Annotated in this window: 10 protein-coding genes; all 10 read left to right on the forward strand. The window is 35.3% G+C overall.

Annotation, left to right across the window (positions count from 1 at the left end; all coding sequences use genetic code 11):
* The first annotated feature begins 140 nt into the window (after nucleotides 1-140).
* The 10 genes from BFA01S_RS18410 (at nucleotide 141) to BFA01S_RS18450 (ending at nucleotide 11,788) form a co-directional block, all read left to right on the forward strand.
* Nucleotides 141-611 (forward strand): hypothetical protein, encoded by a 471-nt coding sequence (locus BFA01S_RS18410; protein WP_066234182.1) that lies wholly within the window; start codon nucleotides 141-143, stop codon nucleotides 609-611.
* A 111-nt stretch (nucleotides 612-722) separates the two neighbouring features.
* Nucleotides 723-860, forward strand: a complete 138-nt coding sequence (locus tag BFA01S_RS22570) for an LPXTG cell wall anchor domain-containing protein (RefSeq protein ID WP_156483898.1) — start codon at nucleotides 723-725, stop codon at nucleotides 858-860.
* Nucleotides 861-1,096: 236 nt separating this feature from the next.
* On the forward strand, nucleotides 1,097-1,384 hold the full coding sequence (locus tag BFA01S_RS18415; protein ID WP_066234184.1) for a hypothetical protein: 288 nt from the start codon (nucleotides 1,097-1,099) through the stop codon (nucleotides 1,382-1,384).
* 458 nt (nucleotides 1,385-1,842) lie between these two features.
* Nucleotides 1,843-2,721, forward strand: a complete 879-nt coding sequence (locus BFA01S_RS18420) for a YitT family protein (protein ID WP_066234188.1) — start codon at nucleotides 1,843-1,845, stop codon at nucleotides 2,719-2,721.
* A 135-nt stretch (nucleotides 2,722-2,856) separates the two neighbouring features.
* Nucleotides 2,857-3,129 carry an AbrB/MazE/SpoVT family DNA-binding domain-containing protein gene (locus BFA01S_RS18425; protein WP_066234191.1) on the forward strand — a complete coding sequence of 91 codons (273 nt, stop codon included), beginning with the start codon at nucleotides 2,857-2,859 and terminating at the stop codon, nucleotides 3,127-3,129.
* A gap of 243 nt (nucleotides 3,130-3,372) precedes the next feature.
* Nucleotides 3,373-3,828 carry a hypothetical protein gene (locus BFA01S_RS18430; protein ID WP_066234194.1) on the forward strand — a complete coding sequence of 152 codons (456 nt, stop codon included), beginning with the start codon at nucleotides 3,373-3,375 and terminating at the stop codon, nucleotides 3,826-3,828.
* A 1,083-nt stretch (nucleotides 3,829-4,911) separates the two neighbouring features.
* Entirely contained in the window at nucleotides 4,912-7,572 is a 2,661-nt protein-coding gene (locus tag BFA01S_RS18435; protein ID WP_066234196.1) for an SGNH/GDSL hydrolase family protein, read from the forward strand.
* 663 nt (nucleotides 7,573-8,235) lie between these two features.
* On the forward strand, nucleotides 8,236-8,664 hold the full coding sequence (locus BFA01S_RS18440; protein WP_066234199.1) for a helical membrane plugin domain-containing protein: 429 nt from the start codon (nucleotides 8,236-8,238) through the stop codon (nucleotides 8,662-8,664).
* A 42-nt stretch (nucleotides 8,665-8,706) separates the two neighbouring features.
* Complete coding sequence (locus BFA01S_RS18445; protein ID WP_066234202.1) at nucleotides 8,707-9,888, forward strand: NAD(P)/FAD-dependent oxidoreductase; 1,182 nt, start codon at nucleotides 8,707-8,709, stop codon at nucleotides 9,886-9,888.
* 424 nt (nucleotides 9,889-10,312) lie between these two features.
* On the forward strand, nucleotides 10,313-11,788 hold the full coding sequence (locus BFA01S_RS18450; RefSeq protein ID WP_066234204.1) for an MDR family MFS transporter: 1,476 nt from the start codon (nucleotides 10,313-10,315) through the stop codon (nucleotides 11,786-11,788).
* The last annotated feature ends 24 nt before the right edge of the window (nucleotides 11,789-11,812 follow it).

The following is an 11,812-nucleotide window of genomic DNA, read 5'->3' on the forward strand; positions in this document are numbered from 1 at the left end:
ATTGAAGATCCTTTTTAGCTTTGTAAAATGTAGATTATGTTAATTAGAGTTAATTATTTTAAAATCATCCTCTTATAAAATTCTTTTGTTATGACAGTTCAAAATGTAGGATAATTGTAGAAAAATAGGGGGGATTTCCATTGAAATTTTTAGTATCAGAGGAAAATTGGGATATTCAGGGATATGGAGAATATTTAAAAACGATTGCACATCGTTTTGATGAACAAACATTTGAATTTATTCTTCATAAGTCTTTTCACGATGGTCATATCAAGCATATAAAGTTGATTAATCATTTTGACCGAAGTAGTGAAGAAGAAATAAAAGATCCAACTTCCATTCGTATGATTATTGAGCATTCGGGTGGCTCTTTATATGAAATAGTTTGGAGTGAGGTAAGAAGATTTTTCTTTGATTATGATATTACACGAAATGTTTATTCTAATCTAAATGAAATAGTTTGGGATGGTATGTGTGGCATTGATGAATGGGGATATGATGAGATTTTAGAAACATCTAACCAAATGATTTCACATGAAATTGATTTATTTTCAAAAACAAAGATCATTATTATTTGTAGAGGGATTCAAATAAATCAGCTAGAGTCTTGAAAATTAAGGGATCTTTCATTCGAAGATCCCTTTTTTTACTTTATAAAATGTGTTTTATGTTAAATAGAGTATAATTTTTTGAAATAGAGTAAGAATTTTAGGAGGATTTCAATGCTAGTTGGAAGTGAAAATTATCAGTATAAAGATAGTTATTTGGTTGTGGTTCATCCATTTACATACGTTGTAATCGGCATTTTAGGATTAGTTGCTATTACTATATTTATTACATGGAGAAAAAGAAAAAAGTAGCAAACTTATTTAACTAATGGATAGTATTAATTGAATAAAAAATAAGAGAATCTTTAACTAAAAGATCCTTTTTGCTTTGTAAAATGTGCTTTATGTTAAGTAGGTTGATATAAAGCAATGGTTTTGATACTTCAGGATCTTCTTTACATAATAGAGTAAGTTAGTTGAAGAACAGTTATAGGGTACTTAAATAATAAATTAAACTTATTATTAATCAGATTGTGGGGGAAAACATAATGAGTCAAAATAATAAGAGAAAAATATTTAAATACAATGAAGATGATATTTTAGAGATTTTGTCAGAATATCTTGCTGAAGAAACTAGATTTGATACATATCAATCTACGGCGATACTTTTAGGTACTCCAGGGAAAGATTTGAGATTAATTGCTGTTATTGGTAGTGAAGATGACGATGATATTACTAAGTTAAATTTAGAAGATATTGATAATGAAGTTAATTATAATGGGACACATTCAGATTTAGATGATAGGTTTTTATTTAAGGGTAAGAATATTAAATAAATAAAGAGATCTTTTAATCAAAGAAAGATCCCTTTTTACTGTGTAAAATGTGCTTCATTTTAATCTTTTTTCAAAACGGATTCATTAAATTTAACGTAAAATAAGGTATTTAGGATCAAATTTTATTTTAATCCAACACATTTCCTTGCACCTAACTTTACTATATTCGACCTTTTTAAATTAATTTATTTCATAAAAAGACTCCCTGCTAGAAGGGAGTCTAAATATTTATATTTCAAGGAGACTTAGTTTAATTATATTCACTTGTCTTTAAAAGTGTTCCAAGCATTCATATCATATAAGAAAATTTGATAAGCACTCAGTTTAATAGAATGATAGCTTTTTTCTTATTAATTTAACAAATAAAAGCATAGAAGCATAAAAACACTAAGGCGTTAATCTGCGTCATTGCTAGAGAATTCTCAGAAGTTTATAATCTCTTAAAAAAGGAGAAGATTATGAATCAAGTTAAGTTTTATACATCTATGCTAGCAGGTACATTTATTGTTGCTTTATCTTTTACTTTATTACAGGGTCCAAACCAGATTGCTTCTGGCGGTTTAACGGGAGCATCTCTTGTTCTTAGTTATGTTTTTCATGTTCCTTCAGCTATTATTTTATTGGTAACTACTTTACTTTTATTAATAGTTTGTTGCTACTTTTTAGGGTTACATTCTATTTTAAAATCGGTCGTTGGCTCTCTGCTAATTCCATTTTTTATCTATCTCACAAGCAAATTGCCTCCGCTTACCGATGATCCTTTATTAGCTTCTATCTTTGGCGGATTAGGGGTAGGAGTTGGGCTAGGAGTGGTTTTTCGAGCTGGTGGGAATACAGGTGGCTTTACTTTAATAGCTCAGATTCTATACAAGAGAAAGTCTATTAAACAAAGTACGTCCATTATATTTATGGATGCAGCCGTTATGATTGCAGGAGGAATAATTTTTTCACCTGAAAAAGCGTTATACGCTCTAGTTGGGGCATTTGTGACACGAAAGACGATAGATATTATTCAGGGGAAAAATAAAGGATCAAAGGTAGCATATATCATATCATCCAAAGAATATGAAAAAGGAATAACTGAATCGGTCTTACATGGATTGGATAGAGGTTTAACAAAAATAACGGGAGCCGGAGGTTATACTAATAGTGAAAGAGTTATTATGATGACTGTACTTGATCAATTAAAAATAAAGGACCTAAAATCGATGATACAAGAAATTGATCCTCATGCTTTTATCATCTTTTGTGAGGCAACTGAGGTGTTCGGTGAAGGGTTTACTCCATCTTTTCATCCTTCTTATAGCAAAAAGTTAATTTCTTCAGATATAGCTTAGAACTATACTTTATGTTATCTTTCTTAAGAGGAATATTGTTTTAATATTTGAAAGGTTATTAGAACATCGTACAAAACAACTAGAGAAAAGTAAAAAATCCAGATCTAAAATAAACAATTTATGGAGTGAACAACTATGAAAAGTACAGGTGTGGTAAGAAGAATGGATCAACTTGGGAGAGTCGTTTTACCTAAAGAATTAAGAAGAACGATGAATATCGATGAGAAAGACCCAATGGAGATTTTAGTAGAAAAAGATTGTATTATTTTACGAAAATATGTACCTGAAATGGAATGTATCATGACTGGGAAAATTTCTGAAGGAAATAAAGTATACGCAGGAAATATAATTCTTAGTCGTGAAGGAGCGGAAGAATTGGTTAAAGAGTTAGAAAAAACTCTCTTATAATTTAACATGTAAGTTCTTCTATAGCATAGACTTCTATATTTATGTACAGTATTAAATATAAAATAAGAAGAGAAATCAAAAAGATGGTGTGAAAGTCCAATTTCACACCATCTTTTTAAACAACTTTTCAGACGATCTTTCATAAAGGTTGTTTTCTAAGAGATTTGTTGTTTTTAGATCGATTTACAGTTTCTTAAATTTTCCTTTGTGATCATGTAAAATGGTTAGCCTTTGGAGATGTTTATGAAAAGAATAATATTTTTATCCTTAATACTTATATTTATTATTTCTTCTTCTGTTCAGGCATTATCTTGGGCATATCCTTTTGTTGTTTGGAAAGGAAATGTTTATGAAGTTAAGCAAGAAGAAATTACCGAAGAGAATAAGATTGGTAAAATGATTGGGGAAGTAAAAACTAAACCTGATGATATGACTGGAAATTATTATGGAGATGCTTCAAACTATTACCCAAAAGGAACAAAGTATTATGAAATAAAAGGGACACCAACTTCCACTGCAATTGCAATAAAAGAAGATAATCAGTGGGTAAAGGCTGTTTATGTTCATAAAGCACCTTTTCACATAATGAATATACTATCTAACACATTCTTCCTGTCTTCTGTTGTAATAATTGCCCTAATTGTAATCGGAGTCATCATATTCCGAACTAAACAGTCTAAAAGATTAAGGATAACATAGGAACAGATTCATTTTTGACCTCTTATTGAGGTCTTTTTATTATATACTTTTTAACATTTTAACCGTTGTGTTGTTGGATTTTGAAGACGCTGAAATAAGCATTTTTGGCTTTAGAATAAAGTTTTATTAAGAAACATCTTATGAATCTGTATTTACGATATAAGATTCATTTTCTTAATAAAATCGTAAAATAATTATGAAGAAGAGGTGTACAAATGGAAGAATTAGTACTACTTATATAGGGTGATTTACTACCACCACATAAACATATTAATAAAATTGCTAATAAGTATATTACATACTTTTTAAAAGATGAGAAAAAAGAAGATTTTATGGAAGATGTATATGTTCAAATTCGAATAGAAGAAAGATATATAGGACTAAAAAATAGACTGTGGCAATGGCCACCTATAGTACCTGTAAAGGCTGAATACCTAACTAAATTTATTAATCTTTTCAAATCGTTTAATAGTAACATATGTTTATGTAAATATAGATACTGAATTAGTATTCGAACAATGGATAAAAGAAATAAATAATTAATCAGCTAAAAAGAACCTTATTAATTTCTTTTTTTACTGTTTAAAATATGGTTTATATTAACTAGATTCATTCAGATACTTTAAAATCTTCTTCAATTAAAGGTTCTTTATGTCGAATGAGAAGTTTGAGAGATACAGGTATATAGGAATGATGGTAGTTTAATGGAAGATATGAATGAAGGATCTACTGTTTTCCTGCCGCTAAAGGGAATCACCATCATTATATAGCATTAAAATTAATAAAAGATATAGATAAATCTTTTACTCGAGACTATAAGGATATTTGGAGACTATTATAAACTATTAATTTTCCAAATTAATGTACAAAGGAATAAAAAGTCGGCTCCTTTCATGGGAGCTTTTTTCTTGTATTGGAAATATGCACGTATGACGATTTCTGTCATTACTTGCTTTAGAGTCTGTCGACCAAAAGGGACTATGGTCTCTAGAAATAGAAGACAAACCATTTGTATTCTATTATGGTAAAAGTTTTTGAATAATTTTATAGATTAGTAAAATTATTCAACCAAGGAGGAACTCTATGTCCAAAATGTCAGGCAGTGTACTAAACCCTGTTTCACTTGAATCGCTTTCTATTTCTTCTAAGTCAGTTGCTGTTGCAGCAAGTAGTCAGGATCGCATGCAATATCATAAGGCAGTGTTGGAGGCAGCCGGGATTAGCTCTCTTTCATCCCTTGGAGCACTTCAGTTATCAGGGAATTTAATCCCTCAAGCTGGACTGACAAAACCCAGCTCAGATTTGATAGCTGCTACTACTTATTTTCAATCCGCATATAAAGCAAAAAATACAGGAGCAATCAATTCCGTTCTGGAGCCTTTTGGTGGGCAAGCCTCTGTATTGAAGGCTGTCCCAATCCCGTCTCAGACGGTTTTTGCTGCTTCTAGTCCAAGTATTACTTCTCAGATTAACATTGATACAGCTTATTGGGTAGCTACTGAAATTAACATACAAGATAACACAACAGTCGTGTTAAAACAGCCACAGCGATATCTTATTTTAATTGCAGAAAAAATTACGGTTGGCCAGAATGTCACATTTACATGGGAACGCCCAACTAAAGCAAGCCCGGCAAAACCTTGGAAACCTGCTACACCTTCACAAGCTCCTACTTCTTCGACACTTACAGGGATAAATGGTACAAATGGTATACACGCAGTGAAAGGCGGACGAGGACCTGATGGACATAGTGCTCCTGAAATAGAATTATGGGTATTAGAGATGAACGGGCGCCCTGCCTTTGACTTAAGAGGTCAAGACGGTACACGAGGCGGAGACGGTCAAGACGGCGGCAATGGCGGACAAGGTGGCAGAGGAAAACCTGCTCAGCTTGACTGGTCAGGTTTTTGTAAATCAGGTGCTGGGGCCGGTGGAAATGGAGGCGCTGGTGGAAATGCAGGACCTGGCGGTGATGGAGGGAACGGTGGCAACGGCGGCAGGCTGTATATTTATGCTCCTCAAACCGTCATTAATTCCTATATTTTAGGTTTTGATGTCACCGTTGAAGGCGGACGCGGCGGTGCCGGTGGTCAGCCTGGATATCCTGGTAATGGCGGAGAAGGCGGTCCGGTTGGTACTTCCGTTAAAGCGAACTTTGGAGCAATCTGCGGACCTGGACCGAGAACGGCCGGCGCCAGAGGACCAAATGGTTATTATGCAAGCCCAGGTCTGACTGGCTCAGATGGAATGAAATTAACTGACCCGATTCGTATTTCTATCATCGATTCGGATGATTTTGAAAGAAAGTGGACTGAACCTGCCATCTTTGAAGCAAATCCTGCCTATGCCTTTGCAGAAGAAAATGTCACCATTGAAGGAAAGCGATTTACAAAAACAGATGTAGTACTTATTGATGGTGCACCGGTAAAAACGATGATATATAGTGATACTGCTCTTCAATTCTCCGTACCATTTATAAACGGAGGACAGCATACTTTGCAGGTCAGACAGGAAGATGGAACTCTCTCAAATAAGATTTCGTTATATATCAAACCAAAGATTTATTCAGTCGAACAGGAGAATATGAACAAAGACTATCCAAACCGGGTGTCTCCTGGAAAAAAGGTTACCTTAACCGGGAGTGGATTTGCTGACAATGCTATCGTACGGATTCATGGACAGGATATGCCAGACGTAAGGCTCCTAAGTCCAACACAGCTGGAGTTTACATTGGTTCGACCTAATACGGTGGTCGATAATGCTTCGGGGGAGCAAGTAACAGCTCAAGTTGTGCTTGCAGACGGGACGCCTTCGAATACACAGGATTTAGTTTTGGATACGTTCCATATGCTTGTGCTTGGTGACTCCGTTTCTTGGGGACAAGGTCTCGGGCCGCATGAGAAGCACTTTACTCTTGTCGGTAATGCAGTGAAATCAAGATTGGGGAATATCGGATCTTATACACAAGTTCTTGCCCACTCAGGTGCAATTATTGGTCATGAAGATACAGCTTCCAATCCAGCATGGGATGGGGAAGTTCCGAACTCATATCCAACGATCTTGCAACAAGTAGATCTGTTTGTCGGAGAACCTGATAAAGTAGATTTAATTATTATAGATGGCGGCATAAACGATGTGAATTTAAGGGTAGTTCTTAATCCATTTTCAAACACTGAATTAACCCCTCTACATCGTCAATATTTTTTAGATGATGCAAAAGTATTACTGGATAAGGTGCATGCGACATTTAAAAAGGCGAAAATCATCATAACTGGATATTATCCGCCAGTAACTGAGCATAGTGATCTGACGGCTGTGGAAGTATTACTGATTGCTTTAGGAATAGCAACACAAGGTATTCCAGGCGGCGTCACATCAGGATTTTTGACTAAGCACCATCTGGACATTATCCATGATCGCAGCCTTCAGCTGGCGAGTGAATCCAAGTCTTTCTTACAGCAGGCAGTTGATGAAACTAATGCTGAAAAAGGCGGAGAAACACGAATTTTCTTCGCAGACCCGAACATTGGTCCAGAGCATGCTGCGCTAACAGATGATCCTTATTTGTTCGGGATCAATCTAGACTTATCTCCGCAGGATCTTATTGCAGCTGAACGTCTCGTCTCTTGTACAGAAGCAGGTTGCACAGGTATGGACTTTGAAATTTGCAAGCGAGCGTCGATTGGACATCCGAACCAAAAAGGGGCACAGGCATATGCCAATGCCATCTACCCGTTCTTATAAACAAACAGCGTAAGCAAGAGTTAGTCACGATTTTATGATAAAACAAAAAGGCGACCTCCTTCAAAATGACAGGGGATCGCCTTTTAGATTAGGAATCTATTTATTATAGCAATGTCGGTATAATCATTGGTGATATCTTTTTTCACTAAAAAAGAGAAACGATGATAATAATATTATTAATAGAATTCAGATAATTTGGAAAATTAAGTTTTTCCTAGAAATGAAGACAAAGTTTCTGAAATTGGAAAGATAAGGTTCATCCGATAGTGAGTGAATTCTTGTAAAATGAATGAAAGAGAGATTTCGTCATGAGAGGTGAATTGTTCTACAAAAGACTGAAAATAAATTAGTCGATGTGATCTAACAAATCGTAGCTTAGAGCTTTTCTTATTTTATAATATTGAAAACAGCTGAAATAAGTAGTATATTTAACAATGTTAAATTAAAGATATTAAGCAGATTCAGATTGGGATTTTTTTGAATATCAAGAAAGAGATTTTAGATATCAAAATAAAAGTATAGCTGTTCTGCCCTCTATTTCTAGAAGAAAAAGATCAATGTGTCTCGGTGAGAGAAACAGCTAGTAAATTAGGTATATTTAGTCGAAACTTATCAAAGGATTGGTCTAGACTGTTTATTAACTAAAATAAAGGAGATTTACAAATGACAGTACAACTTAATTCATCAAAGCCTGAAGAAGAGGTATTGAATACTCGTTCAAATCAAGAAGTTCTTGATCAACTATTAAAACCAGAAGTCCAAGAATCTTTAACAGCCTTAATTGAGCAGCTGCCAAAGCTAACTGAACTTTTAAACGTTTTAAATAAGTCATATGATTTTGCTCAATCCGTTGCAACAGATGACGTACTAAAAAATGATACAGTAAGTGCTATTAAAGAAATCAGTGAACCAGTAGTAGCTTCTGTGAAAAACATTGCTGCAACTGCGATCGAAGCGAAAGATCGTGCAGAAGAGAGCAATAAGGCAATCGGTCTTTTTGATCTTCTTAAAATGATTAAAGATCCGCAAGCTCAAAAGCTTTTCCGTTTTGTTAATGCTTATCTTCAAGTAGCATCTGAACGCGAAAAATAAAAATAACTAACTTTTAAACTTAAGTAGAGAGGGAAAAATAAAATGTCAAAACATATTGTAATCCTAGGAGCAGGTTATGGCGGACTTTTAACAGCTTTAACAGCTCGCAATTATATGAAAAGCAACGACGCTCGTATAACTGTCGTTAATCAATACCCAACACATCAAATTATTACAGAATTACACCGCCTAGCTGGTGGAACAATCGCTGAAAAAGCAATTTCTATGCCTTTAACTAAGCTTTTCAAAGGAAAAGATGTTGATCTTAAAATTGCTAAAGTTGAGTCTTTCTCAGCTGATTCTAAAGAAGTAAAACTTTCTGATGGTACTACTTTAACATACGATGCGCTTGTTGTTGGATTAGGTAGTGTTACAGCCTACTTCGGTATTCCAGGACTTGAAGAAAACAGTATGGTATTAAAATCAGTTACTGATGCAAATAAAATTTACAATCATATTGTTGGGAAAATTCAACAATATGCAAAAACTAAAAATGAAGCAGATGCAACAATTGTTATCGGCGGCGGCGGATTAACTGGTGTTGAATTAGTCGGTGAAATCGTTGACCATATGCCGGAAGTGGCAAGAAGCTACGGTGTTGATCCGAAAGAATTAAAAATTAAACTTGTAGAAGCTGGTCCAAAAATCCTTCCAGTATTACCTGATCACTTAATTGAACGTGCAACTGCAAGCTTAGAAGCGCGCGGTGTAGAATTCTTAATGGGTCTGCCTGTTACAAATGTAAGTGGAAACGAAATCACATTAAAAGATGGTCGCACAATTGTTGCAAATACATTCGTATGGACAGGTGGAGTTGCTGGTCATCCATTAGTCGGTGAATCAGGACTTGCAGTAGACCGCGGTCGTGCAACAGTTAATGAATACCTTCAATCAAGCTCACATCCAGATGTATTTGTCGTTGGTGACAGCGCGGTTGCTTTCCCTGCTGATGGTGGAAGACCACATGCACCAACTGCTCAAAACGCATGGCAAATGGGTGAGCTTACAGGTTATAACTTATTTGCTTATTTCAATGAGGGAACTTTCAAATCTTTCGAACCAATTAACTCAGGAACTTTAGCAAGTCTTGGTCGTAAAGATGGAGTTGCTACAATTGGAGCTAACAATACATCACTTAAAGGTTTCCCTGCAACACTTATGAAAGAAGCAAGTAATGTCCGCTACTTAACACATATCAAAGGACTATTCAGCTTAGCACATTAATTAAAAATCAGAAGAACTCTTGTATAACGCTGTTATCGTGTTATGTAAGAGTTCTTTTTTTATAGAATCCTAAATAAAGAGTCTCATAGTAAAAGATTTTATTCGAAAAGGAGTTAATTGAATAAAGAAGGGATGTTTGAGTAATATAGAAGGCTTTCCATCTTCTATTGTACAGATAATAGGCGGTTTATATTCAGCAATAAGCAGAGGACTAAAATTTAGTTTGGATTACATGGAGAATGTGATACTATATGAGGTTTAACTATAGCTTAAAAATGGAGTTAGTTCTTCCCAGCTTAATTATAACATATAAAAAACGGGAAAAATAGACTATTTATTTTCATTTACTACTGCTAAAATTCAATAGCATGTTAATGAGATTTATTGGAGTAATACTATGTAATCAAAAGGAGATGAATTTCGTATGTCAGAAAAAACAGAAAATAACAATGAAGATTTTTCTATCAAAACCATCATAGGACCACTGTTAGCTGTCATTGTTGGTATGATAATGGTCATTCTTGATAGTACAGCGATGAATGTTGCGCTCCCTGGAATAGTGGAAGATTTTAAGTCAGATGTTTCGACGATGCAATGGTCCATAACAGGTTATACACTTGCATTAGCAGCTGTCATTCCTTTAGCTGGTTGGATGACGGACCGATTTGGGGCAAAAAAGATATTTTTAATTACGATCGCCTTGTTTACGCTTGGTTCCGTTCTATGTTCTATTGCACAAAACCCTGAACAGCTAATTATCTATCGGGTTATTCAAGGACTGGGTGGAGGAATGGTTGCTCCAATAGGAATGGCCATGGTTTTTCGACTTGCTCCACCTGATAAAATGGGGGCCATAATGGGAACACTTGGGATTCCGATGCTATTAGCACCTGCACTGGGACCTGTTTTAGCAGGATATCTTGTAGAATATGTTACTTGGCACTGGATTTTCCTTATTAATTTGCCAATCGGTATTATTGCAATAGTGGTTGGACTTAAATTTTTGCCTAAAGTTGAACGTAAGACCGTTCCATCGCTTGATTTTTTAGGAATTATATTAGCACCTATCGCATTCGCAATGTTAGCCTATGGAGTGAGTGAAGGGGGTAAAAGCTGGTCTTCAACAGAAACTCTTACCGGATTAATTGTAGGTGGAGTTGCTCTTATTATCTTTATTTTCGTTGAACTTCGTCAAAAGCAGCCTTTATTAGAGCTGAGAGTTTTTGGATCACCTAACTTTACAAAAGGAATTGTGATTGCATGGATGTCTCAAATCGCTTTATTTGGGGTTATGATTATTGTCCCGTTATTTTTACAAACAGTTAAAGGTTACGGTGCTTTAGATACTGGCTTAATTCTGCTTCCACAAGCTCTAGCGTCAGGTGTTATGATGCCAATCGGAGGGCGTTTATATGATAAAATAGGCGCTCGTCCTTTAGCTATAACAGGTTTGTCTATTATTACCGGAGCTCTATTTATGCTTTCACGAATTTCTATCGATACAACTACTGGATTTATCATTACATGTTTAGTGATGATGGGAGCAGGAATGGGTCTATCCATGATGGCGATTAATACTCATGTTCTTCAATCTGCTCCAAGGCATCTTGTTGGCCGTGTCACACCATTAACAACAGCGGCTCAACAAGTAATGGTTTCATTTGCGGTAGCAGGTATGACTGGGTTCCTAACGTCTAGAATCACTGATCATATGACAGAAACAGCTAATCCGATTGAAGCAGCCGTTACCGCCTATGGCGACACTTTCCTTCTAGCTGCAGGGATTACATTAGCCGGGGCACTTCTAGGAACAATCCTTCGCAGACCAAAACAACAGCCGGAACATACACCAGATGATGAAACAAAAGATGCGAAGGCTGCAATGATGGCAGGACATTAAAAAGAAAACGGATGATCTTTTCTA

The sequence above is a fragment of the Metabacillus fastidiosus NBRC 101226 genome, assembly GCF_001591625.1.
Lineage (GTDB): Bacteria > Bacillota > Bacilli > Bacillales > Bacillaceae > Metabacillus > Metabacillus fastidiosus.

What these genes read in the sequence shown, in the direction of transcription:
- BFA01S_RS22570 (WP_156483898.1), top strand. Translation starts at nt 723, where the DNA reads ATGCTAGTTGGAAGTGAAAATTATCAGTATAAAGATAGTTATTTGGTT.
- BFA01S_RS18415 (WP_066234184.1), top strand. Translation starts at nt 1,097, where the DNA reads ATGAGTCAAAATAATAAGAGAAAAATATTTAAATACAATGAAGATGAT.
- BFA01S_RS18420 (WP_066234188.1), top strand. Translation starts at nt 1,843, where the DNA reads ATGAATCAAGTTAAGTTTTATACATCTATGCTAGCAGGTACATTTATT.
- BFA01S_RS18425 (WP_066234191.1), top strand. Translation starts at nt 2,857, where the DNA reads ATGAAAAGTACAGGTGTGGTAAGAAGAATGGATCAACTTGGGAGAGTC.
- BFA01S_RS18430 (WP_066234194.1), top strand. Translation starts at nt 3,373, where the DNA reads ATGAAAAGAATAATATTTTTATCCTTAATACTTATATTTATTATTTCT.
- BFA01S_RS18435 (WP_066234196.1), top strand. Translation starts at nt 4,912, where the DNA reads ATGTCCAAAATGTCAGGCAGTGTACTAAACCCTGTTTCACTTGAATCG.
- BFA01S_RS18440 (WP_066234199.1), top strand. Translation starts at nt 8,236, where the DNA reads ATGACAGTACAACTTAATTCATCAAAGCCTGAAGAAGAGGTATTGAAT.
- BFA01S_RS18445 (WP_066234202.1), top strand. Translation starts at nt 8,707, where the DNA reads ATGTCAAAACATATTGTAATCCTAGGAGCAGGTTATGGCGGACTTTTA.
- BFA01S_RS18450 (WP_066234204.1), top strand. Translation starts at nt 10,313, where the DNA reads ATGTCAGAAAAAACAGAAAATAACAATGAAGATTTTTCTATCAAAACC.